Origin of the sequence: Paenibacillus alkalitolerans, from assembly GCF_016482785.1 — a bacterium.
In the GTDB taxonomy this organism is placed as follows: Bacteria; Bacillota; Bacilli; order Paenibacillales; family YIM-B00363; genus Paenibacillus_AE; species Paenibacillus_AE alkalitolerans.
The window spans coordinates 237,112-260,497 of sequence record NZ_JAEMXM010000003.1 but is presented as its reverse complement, the minus strand read 5'-3'; the positions used below and the strand labels follow the sequence as shown (position 1 = coordinate 260,497).

The 23,386-nt window shown below is 51.2% G+C and carries 25 protein-coding genes, 3 pseudogenes and 1 riboswitch; of the genes and pseudogenes, 8 read left to right on the top strand and 20 right to left on the bottom strand.

Translation table 11 applies throughout. The features are described 5' to 3' along the window. Positions 1 to 85 precede the first annotated feature (85 nt). Positions 86 to 994 (top strand): helix-turn-helix domain-containing protein, encoded by a 909-nt coding sequence (locus JET16_RS07925; RefSeq protein WP_199615262.1) that lies wholly within the window; start codon positions 86 to 88, stop codon positions 992 to 994. 9 nt (positions 995 to 1,003) lie between these two features. Here JET16_RS07925 and JET16_RS07920 read toward each other — a convergent pair whose 3' ends face one another. After that, positions 1,004 to 1,921, bottom strand: a complete 918-nt coding sequence (locus JET16_RS07920) for a GNAT family N-acetyltransferase (protein ID WP_199615261.1) — start codon at positions 1,919 to 1,921, stop codon at positions 1,004 to 1,006. Between the two features lie 806 nt (positions 1,922 to 2,727). Further along, positions 2,728 to 3,291: a nitroreductase family protein gene (locus JET16_RS07915; protein ID WP_199615260.1), complete on the bottom strand. Its 564-nt coding sequence runs from the start codon at positions 3,289 to 3,291 to the stop codon at positions 2,728 to 2,730. A gap of 116 nt (positions 3,292 to 3,407) precedes the next feature. Between JET16_RS07915 and JET16_RS07910 the strand changes: the two genes are divergently transcribed. Continuing rightward, positions 3,408 to 3,776 (top strand): Na-translocating system protein MpsC family protein, encoded by a 369-nt coding sequence (locus JET16_RS07910; RefSeq protein WP_199615259.1) that lies wholly within the window; start codon positions 3,408 to 3,410, stop codon positions 3,774 to 3,776. Here the strand turns inward: JET16_RS07910 and JET16_RS07905 are convergent. The 3 genes from JET16_RS07905 to JET16_RS07895 are packed head-to-tail and all read right to left on the bottom strand — an operon-like array spanning position 3,773 to position 6,370. Next, positions 3,773 to 4,582: an ABC transporter permease gene (locus JET16_RS07905; RefSeq protein WP_199615258.1), complete on the bottom strand. Its 810-nt coding sequence runs from the start codon at positions 4,580 to 4,582 to the stop codon at positions 3,773 to 3,775. The genes JET16_RS07910 and JET16_RS07905 overlap by 4 nt on opposite strands. Beyond that, entirely contained in the window at positions 4,566 to 5,378 is an 813-nt protein-coding gene (locus JET16_RS07900; protein WP_199615257.1) for an ABC transporter permease, read from the bottom strand. The genes JET16_RS07905 and JET16_RS07900 overlap by 17 nt, the downstream gene beginning before the upstream one ends. Next, positions 5,375 to 6,370, bottom strand: a complete 996-nt coding sequence (locus JET16_RS07895; RefSeq protein ID WP_199615256.1) for an ABC transporter ATP-binding protein — start codon at positions 6,368 to 6,370, stop codon at positions 5,375 to 5,377. Before JET16_RS07895 ends, JET16_RS07900 begins: the two co-directional genes overlap by 4 nt. Before the next feature lie 363 nt (positions 6,371 to 6,733). Here JET16_RS07895 and JET16_RS07890 point away from each other — a divergent pair, with 363 nt between their 5' ends. Then, positions 6,734 to 7,294, top strand: a complete 561-nt coding sequence (locus tag JET16_RS07890) for a pyridoxamine 5'-phosphate oxidase family protein (protein ID WP_199615255.1) — start codon at positions 6,734 to 6,736, stop codon at positions 7,292 to 7,294. Positions 7,295 to 7,324: 30 nt separating this feature from the next. Here the strand turns inward: JET16_RS07890 and JET16_RS07885 are convergent, their stop codons facing one another. The 8 genes and pseudogenes from JET16_RS07885 to JET16_RS07855 form a co-directional block, all read right to left on the bottom strand. After that, positions 7,325 to 7,681 (bottom strand): MerR family transcriptional regulator, encoded by a 357-nt coding sequence (locus JET16_RS07885; RefSeq protein ID WP_199615254.1) that lies wholly within the window; start codon positions 7,679 to 7,681, stop codon positions 7,325 to 7,327. Positions 7,682 to 8,173: 492 nt separating this feature from the next. Then, positions 8,174 to 8,296: pseudogene (locus JET16_RS30015) on the bottom strand (RCC1-like domain-containing protein); the annotation flags it as partial. A gap of 123 nt (positions 8,297 to 8,419) precedes the next feature. Beyond that, positions 8,420 to 9,292 (bottom strand): annotated as a pseudogene (locus tag JET16_RS07880) (RCC1 domain-containing protein); the annotation flags it as partial. A 91-nt stretch (positions 9,293 to 9,383) separates the two neighbouring features. Further along, complete coding sequence (locus tag JET16_RS07875; RefSeq protein WP_199615252.1) at positions 9,384 to 9,650, bottom strand: hypothetical protein; 267 nt, start codon at positions 9,648 to 9,650, stop codon at positions 9,384 to 9,386. A 215-nt stretch (positions 9,651 to 9,865) separates the two neighbouring features. Then, positions 9,866 to 10,105 (bottom strand): annotated as a pseudogene (locus tag JET16_RS07870) (Eco29kI family restriction endonuclease); the annotation flags it as partial. Between the two features lie 46 nt (positions 10,106 to 10,151). Next, positions 10,152 to 10,907 (bottom strand): PEP/pyruvate-binding domain-containing protein, encoded by a 756-nt coding sequence (locus tag JET16_RS07865; protein WP_199615251.1) that lies wholly within the window; start codon positions 10,905 to 10,907, stop codon positions 10,152 to 10,154. Beyond that, positions 10,904 to 11,677, bottom strand: a complete 774-nt coding sequence (locus JET16_RS30775) for a PEP-utilizing enzyme (RefSeq protein WP_199615250.1) — start codon at positions 11,675 to 11,677, stop codon at positions 10,904 to 10,906. Before JET16_RS30775 ends, JET16_RS07865 begins: the two co-directional genes overlap by 4 nt. Positions 11,678 to 12,159: 482 nt before the next feature. Next, a complete protein-coding gene (locus JET16_RS07855; protein WP_199615249.1) occupies positions 12,160 to 12,522 on the bottom strand; it encodes a cupin domain-containing protein in 363 nt (120 codons plus the stop codon). 235 nt (positions 12,523 to 12,757) lie between these two features. On the opposite strand from JET16_RS07855, the gene JET16_RS07850 reads away from it, so the two are divergent. Then, positions 12,758 to 13,621, top strand: coding sequence for a LysR family transcriptional regulator (locus JET16_RS07850; RefSeq protein WP_199615248.1), 864 nt, complete (start codon positions 12,758 to 12,760; stop codon positions 13,619 to 13,621). A gap of 247 nt (positions 13,622 to 13,868) precedes the next feature. Here JET16_RS07850 and JET16_RS07845 read toward each other — a convergent pair whose 3' ends face one another. Together JET16_RS07845 and JET16_RS07840 are read right to left on the bottom strand one after the other, a co-directional pair. Next, a complete protein-coding gene (locus JET16_RS07845; RefSeq protein WP_199615247.1) occupies positions 13,869 to 14,606 on the bottom strand; it encodes a metallophosphoesterase family protein in 738 nt (245 codons plus the stop codon). 509 nt (positions 14,607 to 15,115) lie between these two features. After that, a complete protein-coding gene (locus JET16_RS07840; RefSeq protein WP_233531230.1) occupies positions 15,116 to 16,318 on the bottom strand; it encodes an MFS transporter in 1,203 nt (400 codons plus the stop codon). Positions 16,319 to 16,645: 327 nt separating this feature from the next. Between JET16_RS07840 and JET16_RS07835 the strand changes: the two genes are divergently transcribed. Beyond that, positions 16,646 to 17,785 (top strand): hypothetical protein, encoded by a 1,140-nt coding sequence (locus JET16_RS07835; protein WP_199615246.1) that lies wholly within the window; start codon positions 16,646 to 16,648, stop codon positions 17,783 to 17,785. On the opposite strand, the gene JET16_RS07830 is transcribed toward JET16_RS07835, so the two are convergent. Beyond that, positions 17,775 to 18,518 carry a hypothetical protein gene (locus JET16_RS07830; RefSeq protein ID WP_199615245.1) on the bottom strand — a complete coding sequence of 248 codons (744 nt, stop codon included), beginning with the start codon at positions 18,516 to 18,518 and terminating at the stop codon, positions 17,775 to 17,777. The two genes, JET16_RS07835 and JET16_RS07830, sit on opposite strands and share 11 nt — an antisense overlap. A gap of 150 nt (positions 18,519 to 18,668) precedes the next feature. Between JET16_RS07830 and JET16_RS07825 the strand changes: the two genes are divergently transcribed. The 3 genes from JET16_RS07825 (at position 18,669) to JET16_RS07815 (ending at position 20,044) form a co-directional block, all read left to right on the top strand. Then, positions 18,669 to 19,229, top strand: coding sequence for a bifunctional transcriptional activator/DNA repair enzyme AdaA (locus JET16_RS07825; protein WP_199615244.1), 561 nt, complete (start codon positions 18,669 to 18,671; stop codon positions 19,227 to 19,229). A gap of 123 nt (positions 19,230 to 19,352) precedes the next feature. Beyond that, the gene (locus JET16_RS07820; RefSeq protein ID WP_199615243.1) at positions 19,353 to 19,718 is read left to right on the top strand and encodes a DMT family transporter; all 366 of its coding nucleotides are present in this window, start codon (positions 19,353 to 19,355) and stop codon (positions 19,716 to 19,718) included. 2 nt (positions 19,719 to 19,720) lie between these two features. After that, the gene (locus JET16_RS07815) at positions 19,721 to 20,044 is read left to right on the top strand and encodes a DMT family transporter (RefSeq protein ID WP_199615242.1); all 324 of its coding nucleotides are present in this window, start codon (positions 19,721 to 19,723) and stop codon (positions 20,042 to 20,044) included. A 13-nt stretch (positions 20,045 to 20,057) separates the two neighbouring features. Here the strand turns inward: JET16_RS07815 and JET16_RS07810 are convergent, their stop codons facing one another. The 4 genes from JET16_RS07810 to JET16_RS07795 form a co-directional block, all read right to left on the bottom strand. Then, entirely contained in the window at positions 20,058 to 21,128 is a 1,071-nt protein-coding gene (locus JET16_RS07810) for a WG repeat-containing protein (RefSeq protein ID WP_199615241.1), read from the bottom strand. A gap of 97 nt (positions 21,129 to 21,225) precedes the next feature. After that, positions 21,226 to 21,319, bottom strand: a riboswitch (cyclic di-GMP riboswitch). A gap of 115 nt (positions 21,320 to 21,434) precedes the next feature. Beyond that, a complete protein-coding gene (locus JET16_RS07805; RefSeq protein WP_407673108.1) occupies positions 21,435 to 21,941 on the bottom strand; it encodes a GNAT family N-acetyltransferase in 507 nt (168 codons plus the stop codon). A 131-nt stretch (positions 21,942 to 22,072) separates the two neighbouring features. Continuing rightward, complete coding sequence (locus JET16_RS07800; protein ID WP_233531229.1) at positions 22,073 to 22,924, bottom strand: hypothetical protein; 852 nt, start codon at positions 22,922 to 22,924, stop codon at positions 22,073 to 22,075. 13 nt (positions 22,925 to 22,937) lie between these two features. Further along, positions 22,938 to 23,222, bottom strand: a complete 285-nt coding sequence (locus tag JET16_RS07795) for a metal-sensitive transcriptional regulator (RefSeq protein WP_199615393.1) — start codon at positions 23,220 to 23,222, stop codon at positions 22,938 to 22,940. Between the last annotated feature and the right edge of the window lie 164 nt (positions 23,223 to 23,386).

The window sequence follows — 23,386 nt, the reverse complement described above, 5'->3', positions numbered from 1 at the left end:
CCTTCTCAACTTATAATGTCACAATTGTAACTTCCGTGCCAGTCAAGCTTCTCGCCCGTCACGCGAAGAAAGGGGTAGAAAATATATGGACTTTCTGCAATTCAAAGCGCCCCCGCTCCCGCATTACATCGTAGGAGGAGAGAAGATTTACCCTCCGGGCAAAATGCATCCGCATCGCGCCAACATGGGGGTATTTAAGCTTATTGTCGTGGTGAGGGGAAAAATCGCGGTTGCCGAAGGCGATGAAGGGAAGCAGTTTCGGGTGACGAAAGGGCACGCATTCATCATGCGCCCCGACCGCAGCTATACTCCGATCGAGCCTGCGAAGAAGGAGACGCGGTTTTTTTGGGTGCATTTTCAAACCTCGGGCATGTGGGGGAGCATTTCAGAGGAAGAAGCCGGTCCGGGGGGCAAACGTCTGTATCCGTTCGATGAAGTGAATCCGTACAATGAATTGAAGCGGTTGCCGGTACAGCATTTCACTTTGGTGCTGCCGCAGTTTTGCAAGCTGACGCTGCCGTCGAAAACTTACAGCGAGTGCAAGCATCTGATCGACTTGAACCGCCATCACCGTCCCTCCTCCCGCTGGCAGCAGCAGACGGTATTCCAAGAGGTGCTTCGGGACTTGAACGGCGAGCAGCAGTACGGGGCGAACTCGTCTTCCATCGCCGTCGCCGAGAAAACCGCCGGTTTCTTAAGAGAAGCGTACCGCGAACAGATTCATTATAAAGAGATGGGAGAAACGCTCAATTTCCATCCGACCTATATCGCCCGCTGCATGAATCAAGTGTTCGGCTGCACGCCGTTGGAATATTTGAATCAATACCGTCTGGAGCAGGCCAAATTGCTTCTAATGAACACCGATTACCCTGTGTCCCGCATCGCCGAAGACGTCGGTTTCACGCATGTTTCGTATTTCACGCAATGCTTCGCAAAGTCCGAAGGCTTAACGCCGAGCGCGTACCGGAAGCAATTTCGCGGGATTAACGATTAACCGCGCATACTATTCGCTTTGCAAACGTTTCGCGCCGATATGGATCTGCCAATAGAAGAAACGGTCTGTTTCATGATACTGCGTGAAGCCCGCTTTCCGCAGCACGTTAATGGATGCCGCGTTGCTGCGCTCCGTCTCCGCGGTCACCTGGGAAACCCCCTGTTCGAACGCCCACCGGACGAGCGCGTTCGCAGTCTCCGTCGCGTACCCTTGTCCCCATGCTTCCGGTACGAAGCCGTAGCCGAGCTCCACGCTCTTGGATCTGTCCGGCTTACCCTTAAATCCGGCATCGCCGATGACTTTTCCGCTATCGCAGAGCTGCACGAGCCATATTCCCCATCCGATCAATCCGGGATCCCTCTTCAACTCAGTCATGTAATAATCGATGTGGCTTCCTATGGGGTAGCCTTGTTCCCGCGCCGCTTGAAACGCCTCCGGCGTGCACGGGATCAGCCTCAGCCGCTCCGTCTCGAAAGGCTCTGGTGCCGGTCCTTCGAATGCGCCGCCTTTATTTGCAAGCTCCTGCAGTGCCAGCCAAACATGGAAGTAAGTGAGCGAGGCAAGCGCGCCAAGCAAAGCCATACCGCCCGCTTCTTCGCCGGTGCCGACCGACCCCCCGGTTAGCATCGTAACGTAGAACATCAAAGAAATAATCCCGGCAATCGGATACAACACAAGTTTCAGTCCGTAAGATAAGACGGCTCTTTGCAATCCGACGGAGTTCACGATCGAATCGATCACAACCGAGAACAGTGTGCCGGCAATTAGAAACGCTGGGGCGGTATACAGGAAAAGAATGCCCGCCCACGCGGCGGGAACTGGCGCACCGTTATTGCCCTCTATCAACCATACCGCTGCCAATAATATAAACGGAAAAATGCCCGCGGATAAAAGTCCTGCCAACAGACGCAGCGGAATTCGATACATGTCTCCACTCCCCAAACGCTCACGTAAGGTCATTCTTTTGATCTTATCTTATAACATGTGGCCGTCGTATAAATGTGAACAACAGGCTTACAAACGCTGAAACCGAAAATTGCACGGTGGGGCCCGCTTCGCCCTCCTAACCGGAGCAACTCCGGTTACGGCGCTTATTTTCAGCGCGCTACGCCCTCCTAACCGGAGCACCTCCGGTTACGGCGCTTATTTTCAGCGCGCTACGCCCTCCTAACCGGAGCACCTCCGGTTACGGCACTCATTGTCAGCGCGCTTCGCCCTCCTAACCGGAGCAACTCCGGTTACGGCGCTCATTTTTAGCCCGCTACGCCCTCCTAACCGGAGCAACTCCGGTTACGGCGCTTATTTTCAGCCCGCTACGCCCTCCTAACCGGAGCAACTCCGGTTACGGCACTCATTTTCAGCCCGCTTCGCCCTCCTAACCGGAGCAACTCCGGTTACGGCGCTCTGAAAGCAGGTTTCACACGCTATAACCGAAAAATTTTCGCTTGCACGGTCCCGAATGCCGGTGGCAGTCCCATTATCCGACTTATCTTATACCTATTACATTCTATCATAACCGTTGGAAGCAAGTAGGTAACCGCTTTTCCGCTATTTCTGAGGAAAGGCAATTTTCACCGATATAAGGTACTGCGCTTTCCGCTATTTGACCGTATCGCCGGCAATTAGCCGAAATCGACACAAATAATGGAAAACCGATGTTACTTACTAGCATATGTTTCGGAGTATTCCGAGAAATAGCGGAAGCCGCCCTGCAAGGAGGGCGGCTTGGCGCTTCATTCTTCTTCGATCCAAACCGTTTTCTCCGCTGCAGGCGTACACGAAATGCGTGGCGGCTCCATGTCGGGAATTCCGATGTAGATCAGGCCGAGCACTTTAGCCCGGCTGTCAAGACCAAACGCCTGATTCATCAGTGTCGAATACGCCGGTTCTCCCGTTCGCCAAATTGCGCCCAACCCGAGCGAGTGCGCGGCGAGCAGCAAATTTTGAATAGCCGCATACACCGCGGCGTATTCCTCGAGTTCGATCACGCTAGCCGCTTTGGAAGGAACGCATGCGGCCGCTATGACGACCGGCGCGCGGTACGCTTTCGCCCGCTGCTTCTCGAGCGCGGCTTCGTCCGCATCCGGATGATCCGCCCGGTATATTTCCGCATACGCATGACCCAAGCGCGAACGGCCTTTGCCAGCCATTACGAAAAATTTCCACGGCACCGTTCTCTTATGGTTGGGAGCGCATACCGCCGCATCAAGCAGCTGCTGAATAACGCCGCGATCAATATCGTCTTCCTTTACTCTCCCGATACTTCTTCGCGTTCGAATGACGTCTATGAGATTCATTTTGACGATCCTCCTGGCTGCAGCACATTTTGTGTCATGTACCAAGGTATTATTATCACCATATTATTCCAAACTATTAGAGACAGTGATAACCAAGCCAAGGAGGATTGCCGGTCATGCACAATGAAAATCAAACTCAACCGCCGATCGAAGACAAGATTCGTTATGCGTACAACAGTGTTAAACAGCGATTAACAGGTATGGAGCCTACGGAAACGACGGTGATCGCACAAGGTAACAAAATAGTAATCTTATCGAAAGGACTGCCCGCCATCGAGCGCAAGTTCCCCCGCACCACCGTGCGCGGCATACGCATCGACAAGCCTCTGCTTGAGATGGAGCGGACAATGCACAACAAGGCGCTGTGGGAGAGCATCTCTTCTGCGCTCGAATGCGAAATTGCGGTCATGCAAACCGATATACGCCTAGCCGACGACGAACTGCTGGAAGTGTTTGTGCTGAGAGAAACGACCATACGCCCCTAACTCCGCATCGTCATTAAGTTGCCCGAGCTGTAGCGCCTAAGACCTGTGTAGAACAGCCACGTCGCACCGGCGGCGAGCCCGGCCGACATCGCCAGGGCGCCTACCAAGAAATCGATCTCAACCGCGTCTCTCATGAGACCGATCGGCATATAGCTGATGAACCCGGCCGGAATGGCCGTGAAGATGATTAGCCGCCCAGCGCCGCGGAAAATATCGGTCGGGTACGTCGAGAACGAAATGAGCGACACGAACAATTGCTGGCTGAGCCCTTCCGCGTTGCCGAACCAGAAGGCGAGCGAATTGGCGGCGACACAGAAGAATAGAAAAATCGCGGCCGACACGATATGCGCCAAGACGTATTTCCAAAATCCGATCCACGAACCGTCTCCGAACATAGCGTACAGCAATACGGAAAAAGAAGCGTCCCCGATAGCCGACACCGACATGCGGCTCACCAGTACATGAAGCAATACGGGTTTCGGCTGCACGAGATACACGTCCAATTGTCCGTTCGCCACCATCGAGGCGATCCGATTCATATTGCCGAATAGGGTAGCCGCAATGCCGAATCCGCCGGCGCTGACCGCCCAAAGCATCATAACGTCTTGAAGCTCCCACCCGTTCACCACCTTGAACCGGTCGAAAAACACGCTCCAGAAGAAAATCCAGACGAAATCGTTTAATAACATCATGCCGGCGGTTAATAAGAAGGAGACTCGAAACTCCATGGCTCCGGTCAAATTGCATTTCCAACACGTCCATAAAAACAACGCCAAAGATCGGGCTCTGCTAACCGCCGTTAACATTCAGCTTCCGCACCCCTTTCCTGTATATGATCAGCACGACAGCAAGCAGCGCCGCCACCCACCCCCATTGAACCGCCAGCATGCCTCCCAGCTCCTCGGGCCTGAAGTTCGTCACCGTCTTCGCCGGGATATAAAGCACCGCCTGGAACGGAAGCCAACGGCATACGTCCTGCAGCCATCCGGGGAACATCTCGAGCGGCATCAGCATGCCGCCGACGGTGAACAGCAGCTTCTTGTACACAAACTCGATGCCGAGCGTCTCCTCGACCCAGAACGCGCATAAGGCGACGATCATATTTAGCAAAAAGTTCACCGTCAACGCGCCCGCCGCCACCGCGGCGAATGCGCCCCAACCCCATCCGAACGAAGGCCATCCGAAAACGAGAATGCCGAGCGCAGCGCCTACAACTAGATTCACGCCGACCCGCAGCGTCACTTCCGCGAGATAAGAGGCGTAATGGAAGCCGATATATCCGATCGGCCTCGTCAGCCGGTAAGCGACGTCGCCGCTCTTTACCTCTTCCTCGATGCGAAGGGACAAGCTTGGAAAAGCGAGCGTGAGCGCTTCGGAAATAATCAAATACCAGATCATCTGGGAAAACGAGTAACCTGCGATGACCGGTTCTCCTTCCCCTTGGTAAGTTGCGCCCCACAGCTGCATGAAGATGTAGAGGATGATAATCAAGAACAAGGTCCTGACGAAAAAATCGAGCAAATAGGCAAGCTGATTTCGCAGCGTAATGCGCGCAACGGCGGGGTATTTGCGCCAGAACGCTATTGCTGCCGCGCCGTTCATGCGCCACCGCCTCCTCTTTTCTCATAGATGTGCGCGATGATGTCCTCCATCGGCGGATCCTCGATCGTAACGTCTTGGATCCGGCAGGCGCTCACTATGTCGCCGAGCACCGTTTCGATCGTTGTATTCAATGTGTCAACCGACAGAGTCAGCTCGTTTTCGGATCGATTAATAACTGTAACTCCGCCGGATATGCGTAGATCTTCCGGCTGCTCCGCCAGCAGCAGCTTGATCGTCTTATGCGTCAGCAGCTCCCGCTTCATCGTCGCCACTTGATCGTCAAGAATGACGCGCCCGTGATTGATGACGATCGCCCGCCTGCACAGCTGCTCGATATCGCCCGGATCGTGCGAGGTGAGGAAGAACGTCGTCCCCTCCTGCCGGTTCAGTTCTCGGATCAATTCCCGGATGTGCTGCTTCACAATGACATCCAGCCCAATCGTCGGTTCATCCAGAAAGACGATCTCTGGACGGTGCAGCAGCGCCGCCGCCAGCTCGCATCTCATCCGCTCGCCGAGCGACAGCTTGCGCACCGGCGTCTGAAGATACGGCTCGAGCCGAAACCGTTCGATGAGAAGGTCCCGCCTTCGTTTGAAATCGCCCCGCGGCAATTCGTACACGCGGCTCATCAGCTCGAACGTGTCGGTCGGCGGCAGGTGATACCACAATTGCGACTTCTGGCCGAACACGCTGCCTATCCGGTATGACAGCTTCGTGCGGTCGTGCCAGGGTGTGTAGCCGAGTACGCTCGCATTGCCGCCGGTCGGATGAAGTATGCCGGTCAGCATCTTGATGGTGGTCGATTTGCCGGCGCCGTTCGGACCGAGGAACGCTACCGTTTCGCCCTGCTCGACTGTGAACTCTATTCCTTCGACCGCCGTCTTTTCCACGTATTGCGGCTTGAACAGGGACCTCACTGCTTCTGCGAATCCCTCTCCCTTACGCTTAGCCCGAAACGTCTTCGTCAATCCTTGGATGCTAATTGCCGTCACGGTAACTCTCTCCCCTCGTTCCATCTCTTTGTCTCTGCGCCCCGGTAAAGCAAGAAAGACCTCCGTCAAGTTCGCCCTGGGGCGGAACTTGCCGAAGGTCTTTTATCCCTTACGGTGTGGCGCGCTATTGCGGATCGCCGGCCTCGCTCGGTTCGGACACGGTTGCTGTTACGCGCTGATTCGCTCAACCTGGTGTTCCCGTCCGGATCCCTAGAAGCCCTTCCGTTTGATGTAAGATATTAGCATGCGCCCGGCTGTCTTGGCAACAAGTTTTTTTTCAGTTTCACGCGCAGGCGATAGGAATTTATCGGAGACAATCGAATACTTATTCCACAAATGATATACGGAAATGGGGAGATTAGGATGGGAAAACAGTTCGACGCATTGCTTCCGGAGCACGAGCGGTTTATAACCAATCAGCGTATGTTTTTCGTAGGTTCGGCGCCGCTGTCCGAGGATGGGCACGTCAATATTTCGCCGAAAGGCCATGACGTGTTGCGTGTGCTATCCGCGAATCGTGTGGCGTATTTGGACTTGACCGGCAGCGGCAATGAAACGAGCGCGCACATACATGAGAACGGGAGAGTCACGATCATGTTCTGCGCCTTCGAAGGACCGCCGAGCATATTGAGATTGTACGGCACGGGAAGCGTCATATTGCCCGGTTCCGCCGAATGGGACGCACTGTACCCTCTCTTTCCCCCTCTTCAGGGCGCGAGACAAATCATTTCGATTGACGTCCATAAGGTCCAAACCTCTTGCGGATATGCAGTCCCGTTAATGTCTTATTCCGGGGATCGGGATACGCTGCGGCGATGGGCCGAACAAAAAGGCGAGGAAGGGCTGAAGCAATACAGACGGGAGAAAAATTCCGCCAGCCTCGATGGCTTACCCACGCCTCTCGGACTTGGAGAGCTCGGCTGACGACCGTCTGATAACACATATATTCCTTGTTTATTTTTTCGACAACGTGAGAGATATTTGACGTTTCAATAATATCTTCAGTTGTTGAAGCGCCGCGATCTGACGATCGACTTGGGTCAATTTCTCTTCGTACATGGCCAGCATAGCTTCGCAATACTCGTAATCGTCAGGATTTGCGATCTCATCCTTGAACAGCTCTCTAATTTCATCTGTCGTCAACCCGAGCTTCAAGTATAATTGGATCGCCACGACTCGATCGATTGCAGACTCGGCGAAACTCCGGTAATCGTTCTCGAGCCTGTCGGCTTGCAGCAACCCTTTATTTTCGTAATGCCGGATGGAACGAATGCTGACGTTGGTCAATCGGGATAACTTGCTTATTTTCACTTTCAGGGACCTCCATGCAAGTATTATGACATTGACTCCCGAATCAACTTTGAGAACGCTGTAAACGCTTTACTTGCATACCTGTCTTTTCGCCGGACAAGACTTGTCTGAGCGTATCTGAAATTTTCGGGAATCGGGTAGATGCCGAGATGAGCATATTCACCGGTTAAGACGGACGCGGTCAAGCAATTTCACCGGAATGTTCGACGAGGTAAACACCAAAGTCGGGGAAATTGCTGGGCAAGTCTGCCAGACCCAGCGGGGTGGAACGCCGGTATTTTTTCTCTCGTAAGAACCCAGTTCGAAAAGGTGGTTATACCCGTAGCGGGTATGATTCTGATGTTTATACTTTGTTATGAAAGAGTGGAGAGTTGTGAATCTATTTTGCATGAAAAAGACTGTAAAACATTTGGATATTAATACAAAACATAAGCCATGCGAGGGAAATCGGCGCATGGCTTTCATTATTATATGTATTATTAATATTGAAAACTAATTGCCGGGTAGTTGGATGCCGCGCCAGCCGCTTACATCGCATCGGCCATATTCATTATCACCTACAGCAACCACCGTGCCGTCCGATTTAAGCCCGACGGTATGAGCGCAACCCGCCGCAACCGCCACAATATCGCGCCAGCCGCTTACATTGCTTTGGCCATCCTGATTAGTACCCACACCCGGCACAGTGCCGTCCGATTTAAGCCCGACGGTATGAGCGCAACCCGCCGCAACCGCCACAATATCGCGCCAGCCACTTATATTGCATTGGCCATGCTCATTCCAACCCACAGCCGCCACAGTACCGTCCGATTTAAGGCCGATGGTATGATTACTACCCGCCGCTATCGCCACAATACCGCGCCAGCCGCTTACATTGCATTGGCCTTTATTATTTCGACCCACAGCAACCACCGTGCCGTCCGATTTAAGCCCGACGGTATGAAGGTCACCCGCCGCAACCGCCACAATATCACGCCAGCCGCTTACATTGCATTGGCCATTATTATTTCGACCCACAGCAACCACCGTGCCGTCCGATTTAAGCCCGACGGTATGAAGGTAACCCGCCGCTGCCGCCACTATATCGCGCCAGCCGCTTACATTGCGTTGGCCATACCGATTATTACCCACAATCGTCACCGTGCCGTCCGATTTAAGCCCGACGGTATGCCAGTCACCAGCCGCAACCGCCACCATATCACGCCAGCCGCTTACATTGCATTGGCCTTCATTATTTCGACCCACAGCCACCACCGTGCCATCCGATTTAAGCCCGACGGTACGACGCCAACCCGCCGCAACCGCCACTATATCGCGCCAGCCGCTTACATCGCATTGGTCATGCTTATTCCAACCCACAGCCGCCACCGTGCCGTCCGATTTAAGCCCGATTGTATGAGCATTACCCGTATGAGCATTACCCGCCGCAACCGCCACCATATCGCGCCAGTTGCTTACATCACATTGGCCATATTTATTATCACCCACAGCCGTCACCGTGCCGTCCGATTTAAGCCCGACGGTATGACGATAACCCGCCGCTATGGTATCTTTAGGCCACCGTTTCACCTTTAACGCCGCCTGCGGCGCGGTTGGTTGAAGGGGCTGCAACCCGGGCGCGGTTTCTGGCCTTTCCTCAAACCTCAACGCCTCGGCATACGTCCACACCACATCACCTGCAAGATTCTGCGCCGTCCCCCATTTATCCACCAACATTGTCACGCACCGTGCAACCACTACCTGCTGCTCGTCGCTGCGGTTTTCCGCGCGCGCCCTTCAATATTTCGGGTATGCTCAAACCAAACGCGTTTTTTAATGTATTCCGTTCTAAATCTTTATTGGGCAAATAATCCCTCAACACCGCCCCAAGCCTTTGGGGGTTCAGCAGGGCGTCCGCACCCATAGCCGCCGCGATGGCGGCCAGCGCGCCGACCAGTGTGTCGCATCTTTTGGGCGCAACGGTTTCCATAATCGGATCCCCCTTAATTCATAATTTTATAGATAGTATTGCATAACTTTCACGAATTTTTCAACAGCATTTTCCCTTGTTTTCCCAAAACGAAGCCCCAACAATTGACTAATCTTCATAATTTTCAATCTCCTCTGACAACTTAATCTATGGCGGTGTCACTAAGGAAACTGTTTAAATACTTCTCAACCCGCTCGGCCAACTGCTCTGCAGTATTAGCGCACGGCTGTAACCGTTCCGCCAAGCGCGTCGGGGAAGCAATCCCACTGCGGCATCATACCGTTGTACCTGCCTTTGCCGGGGTCGTGGTTGCCGAAGCCGTCCAACACCCGATTCCATACAAGCTTGAACCGCTCAATCAGCATGGACTCAGCGAGAGGAATCCAAATATCATCCACCACAAGAAAGCGGCAGTAGAAGTCGGCGATGTGGAGATTTCGCGCCGCTCTGACAGACTCGGCGTGTTCGGACTAGAATTCAATGTCTATTTTCAAAAAACACTTAACAGGTTATGGGCCTGCACTGGAGCAGGTAGAGCTTTTGTTGATCGAACGCCCACTCGATATCGAGCTCTTTACCAAATACTTGTTCGCAACGGACTGCTAACTCATGAAGCTTTTGAAGTTCTACTTCATTCAGACATATGGATGGATCGGTTCTATCTCCTGCCCTTCGTTCAAGAATCTGGCCCGCCATGCTTAATCGAAAAAAATCAGGTGTCACTTGGCCAGATGCAATCGATTCACCAAGACCCAGACTGGCTTCGATAATGATCTCGTCTGCTTTAGAGACAGGGTCTTGCGTAAAAAGGATCCCCGACACCTCGGCAGCAACCATTTGTTGAAGAATAACCGCCATCTTGGGTATATCTGTGATCCCGAACCTTTCATTGTAAAGCTTCACTCTCTTAGAAAATGCCGATTTACGAACAGCAATGATCGCTTTTTCAACCGATGGGATCGAATCTGCGTTTAAGAAGGAAACATATTGCCCTGCATAGCTTTTGTGCTGACTATCTTCGCCGACAGCGGACGATCTGACAGCAATCGGCCCCAGTTCATTCAAAACCTGAGACAGCTCACTTTCCAATGAGATTTCACCCGATACAAATTGATTCAGCAGGGAATCGGAAATTGCAAATCCTTTTGGTACGGGCAGCTTGTGTTGAAGCGCAAGGTTTAATTGTGCCGCTTTGCCTCCAAATTTAAACGGATCTGTGGCATCCTCTAATGGGACCAAGTATCGCTCGCGATTCATTCGATCACACCCAATACAACGCCAGCAGTCGCGTCCAAACGAATCTGATCCCCATCCTTTATGGTCGTTGTTGCAGTTTGACATCCTACAACACACGGAATGTTGAACTCCCTGGCTAAAATCGCTGCATGGCAGACCACTCCGCCACGGTCTGTAATGATACCAGAAATCAGGTGGGCTACCTTAATAAAGTCGGGGGTTGTCATTGTTGTGACCAGAATATCCCCTTCTTTTATTTTATGAAAATGTTCTTTATCCAAAGCGATGCAGGCCCGTCCTTGAGCGCTTCCTCTGCATGCGGTAGTGCCGCTTACCAGAAACTCCTCTTCCGCATTCAGGTTGTTTTCATGGCGAACCGCTTGACGTTCATCCAATAACGCGCGAAGCTCCTTGCTCCATGGGTTGCTTTTCGACCATTCCCCGCCCTTGACCCCTAGATCCGAAAGCGTCTCCCATACATGCATCTCAAAGATCGCTTGATCAAAACACATAATGAGGTCAAACGGAGCTATTTCTTCCAGTCTTCGCAGGGCAAATATATATTTGCCTTTTGCATAAGGCATATGGTTTGCGAAAAACTCCAATATCTCCCTTGTCGCGTCTATGGCTTTGCGCATTTGCAACTCATTATCAGGTGAGCGATCCAGCTGATAGTTGTATATGCTTTGATACGCTTTCCGTAAGATTGGTTTGAACTTTTCAAGTTGTTCTCCGTAGGCGATTCTGATTTTGTTGAAGATAATCTTCCCCTTTTCATTTTTTTGGAACACAAAAAGACCATGGCATCATCTGACCATGGTCTTGGCTGTTCACTGAAAACATGTTTGTTAATTAACAACACGTTCCTCAGCTGATCTTAAAGAAAAGCCTCCGACTGTAGATGAGCGAGATGAAACACCGTTATTCGTTTGTTGATCTCAATTTGGAATGTTACCATCGCACTCACCTCACGTTTATTTAATTAACCAAAAGTTACCATAAGGCCCGTGTTAAGTCAATATCCGAACCTGCCCGATAACATTAATGCCTGGTTAGCGGAACAGGTTGACGTAAAATGGAAGCCCGTTCGTCATGATGCTATCGTACTCCGTAAGATCTTAAGAGTAATTTACCCATCACATTCTGGCGCTTGATCTACTCCAAGTGGAACGTTTCTGTCGCTTTCATCAAAGGATTTCTATAACCGATCGGCTGGCCAATTGTTATGGCTATAGTTATGGTGCATATTGACTTTACACTGATAAGCGTTTCATTAAATTCGTAGAGGATTCGAAACGGTACGTTCATTCACCACATTTCCCGTGTTTAGGGTGGTTTTTGGTTCAATTAAAAATAAATGCACCTCTTCCTCAGCGATTGGCTGATGTTCAACTCCTTTAGGGATAATTACAAACTCCCCTTCGTTAATAGCTACATCCCCGTCCCTCAAACGGATTAGCAGTCGCCCTTTCCATACAAAAAACATTTCGTCTTCATGCTCATGGTGGTGCCAAATGAATTCTCCCTTGATTTTTACCAATTTCACGTATGAATCGTTCAATTCTCCACCTATTCTGGGATTCCAATAATCCAGTATTTGCGAAAACTTATCTCGTAAATTGACCTTCGAAATCATGTGGTCCCCTCCATTATAATAGTAACGTTTGTGCACTTAGCCCCGACTAAAACTTCCTTTTTCCAATTTACCTCCTCTTCATCACCAGCTAACGACGGTATTGGCTCAGTGGTTTTGGTGCAAATCAATTCCCCCCTTATTGACTAAAAGTTTACATACCTCCATGCATCATGTAAAATCAAAAAACAGTCTAATCATAATCACATTTTGTGATGCAAATAAGGAGAGGAATGTTTTGGATATTCGATCTTTGGAGGTGTTTAAGGCAGTAGCAATTGAGCAAAGCATTACAAAAGCTGCTGAGAAATTGAATTATGTACAGTCCAACGTTACTGCACGAATACAACGCCTGGAGCAAGAGTTGGGCGTTCCTCTGTTATATCGATATCATAAGAGGGTAGCCTTAACGCCTGCAGGACGTGAACTGTTGCCGCGTATAAACAAGTTGCTTCACGATTTCGAGGAAGCGATTGAGGCAGTTAAACTTTCTTCTGCCCCGCGGGGCACCTTGTGTATCGGAGCGATGGAGTCAACTGCTTCTACGCGTTTGCCATTGATTTTTGCACAATATCACACGAAATTCCCACAAGTTGAATTAAGCTTACATATGGCACCTACCGTAGATCAGGTTGATGCAATTCTTAAATACAAGGCAGACGGCGCATTTGTGGATGGCCCAATTCTTCATCCGGAAATTGTAGAATACCCTGTATTTGAAGAATCTCTAGTTTTGATTACACGTTTCTCTCCAGAACCATTCCAATTAGAGTCGATTTTAAATGAACCACTCCTTTCGTCATTCGCGCATTGTATCTACTTGGGTCGTTGGCAGCAATGGCTAGAGAACAATGGCTATGATCCTATGAAAGTTATGGAATATGGCACTCTAGAGGGTGTTCTTAGATGCGTTGAAAACGGGCTAGGAGTCACCGTTTTACCAATATCTATGGTTGAATCACGGATGCAGGGAGGACTTAGCTGTCATCCATTACCGGAACCGTACAGAAAAGTGCCCACGGTGTTTATAAGGCGTCGTGACTCGTACACGACCAGTGCTCTCTCACGATTTCTGGAGCTAGTAGGCATAACTAGTATGTGATTTGCATTACCTAGATCGTGAGGACCTTTGCTTACGGGTTCAGCATTCTGTTCATATGCATTGAAGGCATCCATCAGGTTAGACAGCTGCAAATGTGGCCCCTCCCCAATTATTTTATAATAATGAAATTACCACATATTAAGGATACTCCACACCTGCTTTTGAACTAAACTGGCGGTTACTTCAACGATCAGGAGCAGCTCGCCCCGGGCGAACTGCTCCTGTGATTTTTTTGCTAACGTACCCGTCAACAAATCGCTTCTAAGTTAATTGCCCCCCCATGGAATATCTTCAGAATAAATTCCCGTTCAGGTACCTGCAGCCGATGATAAGATTGCAAAAACTCCTTATTGTCGTAGGGCACCTCGATTTCCTCTTCGCTGGTCGCATTCTCCGTTAACGTAATAATGCCGTATCTTGCAAGCGGTTTATCATAACATCCTAATGCACCAGGATTAAAATAAGATCTTTTGCTAGAAACAAAGTGGTGGACGATATGACGATGACCAAAGCACACCAAATTATACTCCGTACCTTTGTAGAGTTGATCTAAATTCTCCGTCGTCGGGTTCCTTTCAATGGACAAAAACCAGCCATCTTGATTGAGATGATAATGAGTGAATAGCAGTTGTTTATCGAATTGATTGATGATTAGCTGTTTTGGCCATTTGCTCATCTCTTCGATGTACACAGGGTTGATTCTGTCAGCCAACCATTCGTGGTGGTGCCGTTCGTTGTGATGCCCATTTGGAGCATCCTCTCCACGAAAAGCGGCCATTACCGCTATATCATGATTACCTACAACGAAAGAAACATCGGTTCGTGAAAATAGCAATTCAAGAACTTCGTTGGAATCGGGTCCAATGCCGACCACATCCCCCAGGCAATAAATGTGATCTACGCCCCTAGAAGAAATATCATGAAGCGCTGCCGCTAATGCGGGGCTGTTTCCATGAATATCGGTTATTACGGCTAATTTTATCATCTGTACCTCCAACACTACGTTTGCTGTATTGGATTCGAGGTCAATACAACAGTTCCCTTTATCCTTCAAATTTAATTGCCCGTGAAGGGGGTCTTGCACTATCGTATCCGATAGCTTAATCATGACTAGCAAATTTTTAATACATCGCCATTCAAATTCAACATTTCCCATAGTTCTATCTCATCTTTATCTGAGCATTCAAACGAAATATTATAAAGATCATTAATTTTCTTAATATCCATTATACTGCCAGTCACCTGAAGGGAGCTGTTAAAGGCTACATGAAAATGTTTGAGTAACCTGGAACTGAGCCATTTATCCCACCTCAATCTACGTATAACAAAATGAGTTAATTGTTCGATGACTTGACCACTTATCACCATATTTTAACGTAAGTAGTTGAAGATAACTGCCCGTTAGCTGAGCGGTCAATGGCGATTCCACCAACAATAAAAAATTCAAAAAAACACCTATAGAACGGCTGCATCTTTTATAAAAAACACAAAAAATCATTCCGCTCTCGCTTTCAATTCCCTTTCATGCGAACGCGCATAGTAAATCGTCACCGCCAAAGACACCGCAGCGATCGCTCCCCCTAACCAGAAGCCCGCTTCAAGGCCGCCAAACTCGTTCACCCAGCCCGCGAAGAACGGACCAATGAACATTCCGGCGGCGTAGGCCGATTGATAAAAACCCATCGCTGTCGCCTGTTTCCCGGCAGCAACCCCGGTAATGGAGAGCCCGAGCAGCAAGGGAAAATGCAGCCCTTGCGCCAGCCCGTTGACTGCCTGCGTCACATACAGCTCCGGCATCGAATCCGCAAATGGTATAGCCACCGTGCAAGCCGCGCTGGCGACGAAGCCGATGCCGATCGTGGTCCACGTTCCGATCTTCGGCGCAATGATTCGGCCGCTCAGAAGCTGGCTCATCGCGTGCGGAACCATGAACGCAAAGCTGAGCAACCCTAGCTGCCAACTCGACGCTCCCAATGCGGATGTTGCATACGACGGAGTGAAGCCGAACATCGTAATAAACAGAACGCTATGCGCTAATATCGACAGGATGGAAACTCGCCACAGCATCGGTGTTCGGATGGCGACGGCGACATCGGCGAATTGAATCGGGTTCCTTGCCACGCCTCCGGCAGGCTCCTTCACGGCGTATGCGAGCAGCAGCCCCGCCGCCCCGGCGATGGCGCCTGCATAGAACGTGGCCTTATAACCGTAGGCATCGGCCAACCAACCGCTCAAGCCCATGCCGATCAGCTGCCCCGTAACGATGAAAAAGCTGATCGTACTCATCGCTTTGCCTACGCCGTACTTCGGGTAATAAGCCGCATACAGCACGGTAAACGCCACCCACGCCGAAGCGCATACACCGCTCACCGCTCTTCCCGCAAGCGCCCAGCCCGGCTGCTCGCCTGCGGCGAACAGCAGGCAGGACAACGCTCCGGTTAACATGCCCAGAGCGATGAAAGGCTTGCGCTTCCTCAGCCGGTCCGAAGCGATTCCGGTCGGCAGCCGCAGCAGTACTTGTACCAGTCCGTAACTCCCGAGCACAATCCCCGTTAGTGCCGCCCCAATCTCTAGGTGATCAAGCAAGTAGGGAGAGAGAATCGGGACGTATGTATAAAGCGAAGTCCAATACAATAGCGTCACAATGGCGAAAATGACATGGTGCCTCGCGGTCGTTTCTATCAATGGTTTATCCATCTCTCCAACTCCTCTTCGAAGGCAAACAAAAAGCCGCGAACGGCACACGCGTCGCAGGCTCGCAAATCGATTGTATGGGAAATTTGGCCGCGCCGCAATAATCGAACCCTTGAAAGTACCGATTTGACCGCATCACTAATATGCCCTCGCACTTCCAGTACTTTCTCATATTTCTCTACTTTCTCGCACTTCCCATACTTATCTTACTTCCCGTAGTCCCGGTATATCTCAGTAATCCTCGACCCCCACTTTCGCCACACATACCCCCGCTCTCCAACCTCCTGTTTCACTTCGACGTGGTTCACCCGTGCATCACCTTGTTTCACTATGAAACAAGCGCAATCGTTCACCAACCTCCTGTTTCACTTCGGCACAACGTGGTTCACCCGTGCATCACCTTGTTTCACTATGAAACAAGCGCAATCGTTCACCAGCCTCCTGTTTCACTCCGACACAACGTGGTTCACCCGTGCATCACCTTGTTTCACTATGAAACAAGCGCAATCGTTTACCAGCCTCCTGTTTCACTTCGGCACAACGTGGTTCACCCGTGCATCACCTTGTTTCACTATGAAACAAGCGCAATCGTTCACCAGCCTCCTGTTTCACTTCGGCACAACGTGGTTCACCCGTGCATCACCTTGTTTCACTATGAAACAAGCGCAATCGTTCACCAGCCTCCTGTTTCACTCCGACACAACGTGGTTCACCCGTGCATCACCTTGTTTCACTATGAAACAAGCGCAATCGTTTACCAGCCTCCTGTTTCACTTCGGCACAACGTGGTTCACCCGTGCATCACCTTGTTTCACTATGAAACAAGCGCAATCGTTCACCAGCCTCCTGTTTCACTCCGACACAACGTGGTTCACCCGTGCATCACCTTGTTTCACTATGAAACAAGCGCAATCGTTTACCAGCCTCCTGTTTCACTTCGGCACAACGTGGTTCACCCGTGCATCACCTTGTTTCACTATGAAACAAGCGCAATCGTTCACCAACCTCCTGTTTCACTTCGGCACAACGTGGTTCACCCGTGCATCACCTTGTTTCACTATGAAACAAGCGCAATCGTTCACCAGCCTCCTGCTTCACTCCGACACAACGAGGTTCACCCGTGCATCACCTTGTTTCACTATGAAACAAGCGCAATCGTTTACCAGCCTCCTGGTTCACTTCGGCACAACGTGGTTCACCCGTGCATCACCTTGGTTCACTATGAAACAAGCGCAATCGTTCACCAGCCTCCTGCTTCACTCCGACACAACGAGGTTCACCCGTGCATCACCTTGTTTCACTATGAAACAAGCGCAATCGTTCACCAGCCTCCTGCTTCACTCCGACACAACGTGGTTCACCCGTGCATCACCTTGTTTCACTATGAAACAAGCACAACGACCCACCTGCCCCCAGCAAAAAAAAGCCGGCCGCACTACAGTGCGAACCGGCTACATCTTTACTGCTTAACGGCCAACGAAGACAACATCTCGTTCATGACCGCGGCCATCCCGTCTCCGGCATCGAACGGGTAGCTGTGTTTCACAACAAGCGAATGCTCCCCGACGCCGAATACTTTGAACCCCGCGTAATATCCGTCGGCTTGGTAATTCGCCGCCTTGAAAGGAAGCGATGCCGCATCCGCATTGTCATCAACCGCTCCTCCACCGCCGTAACCTTCGGATGCCATTATCTCTTTCATCTGCGCGACGGCGTCGTTCACCGACGTGTTCTCCAACACCTGTACCGTGATTTTGGCGGCGTCGTCCCCCATCTGCGTCGCATATGTCACCGTGCGGGTATCGGAGTCAACCTCGGGCGCCCCCATATCGGTCCGCATGTCGTATGAAATGCCGTAAGAAGCTATCGTATAAGGAGTAACCGTCACCTTTTCGGGCATTCCTTCAATTGTCGTCTCTATCTCTTTCGGTTCTCCCGCCGTCACAAATTCTGTTTCAACGGTCGGTTCCTCCGCTGCAGACTCATCCTCCGCAACAGGTTCTTCCACGGTCTGCTCGTCGGACACAGGTTCCTCGCCCGGTGTCTCCTCGGCCGGTGTCTGCGCCGCCGGCTGTTCCACGCTTCCTTCGCCGCTTTCAACCTCATCTCCGGCATCCCCGCCGTTACCGCTTGTCGCGCCGCACCCGGCCAACACAACTGTAAATACGGTCAACAACACAAACCACCTGAAACTTTGCAACATTATTAAACTCCCTCCTCTATCTCTCTAACAAAACTATTAACGTAACGATACCGGAAAGGTTTCACACTTGCAATATCTTGCTTTGTAATTCGCTGCCTGTTACATGCGGCATAATCACCGGGTATAATAGGAGAAAAGGAGGGCGGATATATGGATGAATCGATATGGAAAGCCATTGCGAAGTGCGATGCGGAGTTCGACGGCAAGTTTTATTACGGCGTGATTACAACAGGCATCTTCTGCAGACCTTCGTGCAAATCGCGAACGCCCTCCAAAGCGAACGTCCGGGTGTTCCAAGAGGCCGAAGAAGCTCTGCAAGCGGGATTTCGGCCGTGCAAAAGATGCCGTCCCGACGAGCTGCACTGGCACCCCGACGAGCAGCTCGCAATGACGGTAAAGAAATTCATAGACCGCAATTACACGGAGAAAATCACGCTTCAATCGCTGGCTTCCCGGACGTTCGTCTCCCCGTTCCATCTTCAGCGCGTCTTCAGCAAAGTGATGAACGTTTCACCCGTTCAATACGTAACGGAGGTAAGACTGCAAGCTGCAAAATATCTTCTAGCGCACACGACGCTTCCGATCCGCCAGATCGCGCAGCAAACGGGCTTTCGTACCGGGCCGCGGCTCTCCGCCGTGTTCGGAAAGAAATTGGGCGTGCCTCCCGCGGAATTTCGCGAGAATATAGGATTTAAAGTGCAATTCGATTGATTAAATATTTCTACAAAACAAGACCGCTATCGAACTTCACACAGAGTTCAATGGCAGTCTTTTTCTTTTTTGGCGTAAATTCTATATAATGCTACATAGCACTTCTACCGGAGGGAACCTGCAATGAACACCGCATGGATTTATGTCATCGTCGGCGGCATCTTGGAAATCGGCTGGGCGATCGGATTGAAATATACAGAAGGGTTCACAAACCGGACGGTGAGCGTATTGACGGTCGCAATCATTATTGCGAGCATGTACTTCTTTACGAAATCCATGAAGCTGCTCCCGGTGGGCACCGCATACGCCGTATACACGGGAATCGGAGCCGCGGGCACCGCCATCGCCGGAATGATGTTTCTCGGCGAAGACGCCGGAGCCGCTAAAATCTGCTTCATCATCTTACTCCTCACGGGAATTATCGGACTGAAATTAACGTCAACCGAACAATCGGCCGGGAAGACGCCGCAAACCGCCGGGGAGGAATAACAATGGCCTGGGTATTCTTAGTTTTGGCGGGCTTTGCGGAAGTGGGCGGCGTCATATCTTTGAAATTGTCCGAAGGGTTCCGCAAGCGTAAGCCAACCGTCGCCAGCGTCCTATTCGGAGGCGCCAGCTTCTATCTGCTCGCCTTATCTCTCCAAACGCTGCCCATCGGAACGGCATACGCCGTCTGGACGGGCATCGGTTCCGTCGGAAGCGTAGCGGTCGGCATGATCTTCTTTCGCGAGTCGAAACATTGGATCAGAATCCTTTTTATATCATTCGTCCTTATAGGTATTGTCGGTCTGCGGTTCGTGTCGGAAGGTCATTGACAACCGACCGTCATTATTTTGTCGGGTGATATACGGTTTGCCCAGTTCGATCGATATAGCCTATCGCGCCGCGGGAGACGAATTTGGCTAAACCGTTCTTAAAATCCGAAGCGTTTTCAACGTCAGAGGGCAATTCGAATACCGTCTCGCCCAGAGTGTCGATATAATAAATGCCGCCCTTGCCGTACACAGCTGCCAACCCTTCCGAGAACGGGTGCGCAAGCGCCAGCACCGGCTTTACTGCGAATTGTCCGTCCGGACGAATGAATCCGACTTTTCCTTCCTTCATTACAAGCGCCAACCCGTCCGAAAAAGGTTCCGCCATATCAAACTGCGGCTCTACCGCGAATTCCCCAGTTACATCGATGTATCCCCAACGGCCGCCGGTTTCCGCCGGCGCAAGCCCTTCTCGAAACCCTTCCGATTGAAGCCCGAACCGGTTATTAAATATAGGTTCCCCCAGCTTATCGATATAGGTTACGTAGCCCCCGTCGCTTACCGCTGCGATTCCGTTCCGAAAGTCGGTTGCTTTAGTGTAGCGCGGTGGAACGACAAACATGCCCCGTTCGTCAATATACCCGGCCCTGCCTCCGATCACGGCCTTCGCCAAGCCTTCGGAGAACCGGCCTATTTCATCGAAGACTGCGGGAATTACAATCTTCCCTTCTCGATTGATGAAACCCGCTTTTCCCGTTTCGGAATGCACAATCGCCGCCCGGCCCTCATGAAACTCGGATGCATGCCCAAACTGAGGCGCCACCGCAATACGGCCTTTGTCGTCGATAAAACCCCATTTCCCTCCGATTTCAACAGCGGCCAATCCTTCCGAGAACGAGCCGCCGTCGCCGAATCGGGGTTCGATAACGACAGTCCCCTGCGCATCGATATATCCTACCTTTCCGCCATAGACGATTTTATACCGATAACCCGAAGTATCCATTCCGTCCGCCGCAATACGCTTTCCGTACCCCCGAACCTCACGCTCCGATTCCGCTCTGTTTTCATTGGCCAGCACCGCGTTGGCCGCAAGCAATCCAAAGACCGCCGCCACTGCAAAATATATTCGAAAAACCGTATACATCATTAGTCCTCCCCCAAAAGACGCAAAAAACCCGCAATAAGCCGCAAACGGCCGCACGGGTCCCTAAGTATGTAACGCGAACAATTCACACGTTCACTTCTTCGGCAACCTGGCAATCGTAGCAGCGGCTTGCGCCGAGCCTTAGACCCACGGCTTTGCGTCGCATTCTTTCGGATGCTTTGCCTTTTTCGGTTTTTTACGAATATGACTACGAGTTCAGTATAGGCTAGTCGGACTAAGCTGACAAGACGTAAATCGACAATTTTCGATAAATTATCCGAATTTTCTTTGTTTATTAAAACTAAGGTCCTACTCCGCTTCTAAAATCAGCTGATAAAACTCAACGTGCTGCCAAGCTCCGAACTTGTATCCGACTTCTTTAAACGTGCCCGCAAGCTGGAAGCCGAACCGTTCGTGAAGTTTGACGCTTTGTTCGTTGCCTCCCGTAATGCCGGCGATCAGCACATGGTATCCCAGCTGTCTGCCTCTTTGCACAATTTCCCCGAGCAGCGTCTTTCCGATGCCCTTCCCTTGCCAGGAGGGATGCAAGTAAACGGACAACTCCGCCGTTTGGCTATACGCCGGCTTTGCCCGAAATTCGGTCAAGCAGCTATACCCGGCCACTTCGCCCATCGTTTCCGCCACTATGATCGGGTGCCGGGGGCCGAACTTGCGAAACCATTCCAATCTTTGTTCCAACGTCTGCTCTTCCAAATCGAACGTTGCCGTCGAATGGAGAACGGCGTGATTATAAATATCCAGCAGCCTCGGTACGTCCCGCTCCTCGGCTTCGCGTATCGTTATCAATGCAATCACCTTTTTTACTCAAAACTATACATCAGAACATATCTGTTTGGCTATCAGCCGTGGAATGACGATTCGCACCGTTGTGCGATTCCATGCTTAAAAAAGCCGTCGTTTCCCCGAGGGAAACAACGGCTTTCATATCAAGGAACCTGAACAACGAAAGGAACGGTGAAAACCTCATCTTCATGCTGAAACTGACCCCAAATCTTATACGTGCCGGCGTGTGGGAACGAGGTCATAAAGACCGCATCCGGACCGGTCGCTTTCTCGTCCGCGGGATGCACATGTAGGTAGTGCTCCGCATCGTCGGACAGGATGACGACATGGCCAACGGCACCCAAATACGGCTCCAGGTCGCGAATTTCCTCTTTCGTCGCTTCGTCGCGGATCGTGAAGGTCAACGTCGCTTCTCCGTTCGCCTTCAACCCGTCGGCTGTGAGCTCGACCTCTTTGCCGTCCGCGGCTTTTACAAGCTTCTCATCCGGCTTTATCGAAGCACCCGCCTTCTCCTTGCCGTCAGCCCGAATCCACTTGCTGATCGTCGTCTGCGAGCTTCCGGCAGGCACGAAGTCGGCGAAAATTTTATATTCGCCGCCGGACGGGAACCGGGTCGAAACCGTAAATGTACCGGCTCCTTGATAATCCGGATGGATATGGCCGAAGTACGACAAATCGCGGCTCACAATAATCAGGTGCATCAATTTCTCGTGATTGATGTCGAATTCCCCGACCGCTTTGCCGTTCGTGTCTTGAATTCGAACTGCAAGCTCCGTATCCTGTCCTCCCGTGGGGTTTCCCGCCGGAAAAGAAAAGATAGCCTGCAGCGGCTGTTCTCCGCCGTTTCCGTGATCGTGGGCTCCCCCGTGCGCGTCTCCGCCGCCATGATCGTGACCGCCGCCGTTGGAGCCGCCTCCCGCCGTACTGCATGCTGTCAATATGGAAAGCGTTAAGCAGATGGACATTGTGGCGAAACGTCTTATCATCGTCATCATTATCACTGCCGCGTCACTTGATCAATTTATTGACGGTTGTAAGCAGCTCTGAGATGACTTCGTTATCGCCTTCTTGGATTCGTTCCAGTACGCAGCTTTTCAAGTGATGCTCCAGCAGCAGCTTCCCGACCCCGTTCAATGCGGATTGAATCGAGGCGATTTGGTTCAGCACGTCGTCGCAATATGCATCCCTCTCGATTAAGCCTTTCACACCGCGTACTTGGCCTTCAATCCGGTTCAACCGGCTGATCAAGTTGCTTTTCACTTTATCCGAATGGTGGCTTTTCCGTTCCGACATCTCTCCGTCCGTGTGGCAATGGTGCTCATCGCCGCTAACGCCGTGCAGTTCTTTTTCGTCGATCAATGGTTCCGCCTCCTTTTTTCAAATTAGTATAGCATAGTCCCACACCCTATAACCATAAACGCGTTAAAGCCGCTTGTGACGGCCCGCATCATCCGTCC

Excerpts from the sequence above, each read along its gene's own strand:
- JET16_RS07910 (WP_199615259.1), top strand. The coding sequence starts at position 3,408 with ATGCACAATGAAAATCAAACTCAACCGCCGATCGAAGACAAGATTCGT.
- JET16_RS07915 (WP_199615260.1), bottom strand. The coding sequence starts at position 3,291 with ATGAATCTCATAGACGTCATTCGAACGCGAAGAAGTATCGGGAGAGTA.
- JET16_RS07795 (WP_199615393.1), bottom strand. The coding sequence starts at position 23,222 with ATGTCGGAACGGAAAAGCCACCATTCGGATAAAGTGAAAAGCAACTTG.
- JET16_RS07905 (WP_199615258.1), bottom strand. The coding sequence starts at position 4,582 with ATGTTAACGGCGGTTAGCAGAGCCCGATCTTTGGCGTTGTTTTTATGG.
- JET16_RS07890 (WP_199615255.1), top strand. The coding sequence starts at position 6,734 with ATGGGAAAACAGTTCGACGCATTGCTTCCGGAGCACGAGCGGTTTATA.
- JET16_RS07865 (WP_199615251.1), bottom strand. The coding sequence starts at position 10,907 with ATGAATCGCGAGCGATACTTGGTCCCATTAGAGGATGCCACAGATCCG.
- JET16_RS07835 (WP_199615246.1), top strand. The coding sequence starts at position 16,646 with ATGAAACAAGCGCAATCGTTCACCAACCTCCTGTTTCACTTCGGCACA.
- JET16_RS07810 (WP_199615241.1), bottom strand. The coding sequence starts at position 21,128 with ATGATGTATACGGTTTTTCGAATATATTTTGCAGTGGCGGCGGTCTTT.
- JET16_RS07900 (WP_199615257.1), bottom strand. The coding sequence starts at position 5,378 with ATGAACGGCGCGGCAGCAATAGCGTTCTGGCGCAAATACCCCGCCGTT.
- JET16_RS07855 (WP_199615249.1), bottom strand. The coding sequence starts at position 12,522 with ATGATTTCGAAGGTCAATTTACGAGATAAGTTTTCGCAAATACTGGAT.
- JET16_RS07825 (WP_199615244.1), top strand. The coding sequence starts at position 18,669 with ATGGATGAATCGATATGGAAAGCCATTGCGAAGTGCGATGCGGAGTTC.
- JET16_RS07820 (WP_199615243.1), top strand. The coding sequence starts at position 19,353 with ATGAACACCGCATGGATTTATGTCATCGTCGGCGGCATCTTGGAAATC.
- JET16_RS07830 (WP_199615245.1), bottom strand. The coding sequence starts at position 18,518 with ATGTTGCAAAGTTTCAGGTGGTTTGTGTTGTTGACCGTATTTACAGTT.
- JET16_RS07840 (WP_233531230.1), bottom strand. The coding sequence starts at position 16,318 with ATGGATAAACCATTGATAGAAACGACCGCGAGGCACCATGTCATTTTC.
- JET16_RS07920 (WP_199615261.1), bottom strand. The coding sequence starts at position 1,921 with ATGTATCGAATTCCGCTGCGTCTGTTGGCAGGACTTTTATCCGCGGGC.
- JET16_RS07800 (WP_233531229.1), bottom strand. The coding sequence starts at position 22,924 with ATGATGACGATGATAAGACGTTTCGCCACAATGTCCATCTGCTTAACG.
- JET16_RS07925 (WP_199615262.1), top strand. The coding sequence starts at position 86 with ATGGACTTTCTGCAATTCAAAGCGCCCCCGCTCCCGCATTACATCGTA.
- JET16_RS07845 (WP_199615247.1), bottom strand. The coding sequence starts at position 14,606 with ATGATAAAATTAGCCGTAATAACCGATATTCATGGAAACAGCCCCGCA.
- JET16_RS07815 (WP_199615242.1), top strand. The coding sequence starts at position 19,721 with ATGGCCTGGGTATTCTTAGTTTTGGCGGGCTTTGCGGAAGTGGGCGGC.
- JET16_RS07875 (WP_199615252.1), bottom strand. The coding sequence starts at position 9,650 with ATGGAAACCGTTGCGCCCAAAAGATGCGACACACTGGTCGGCGCGCTG.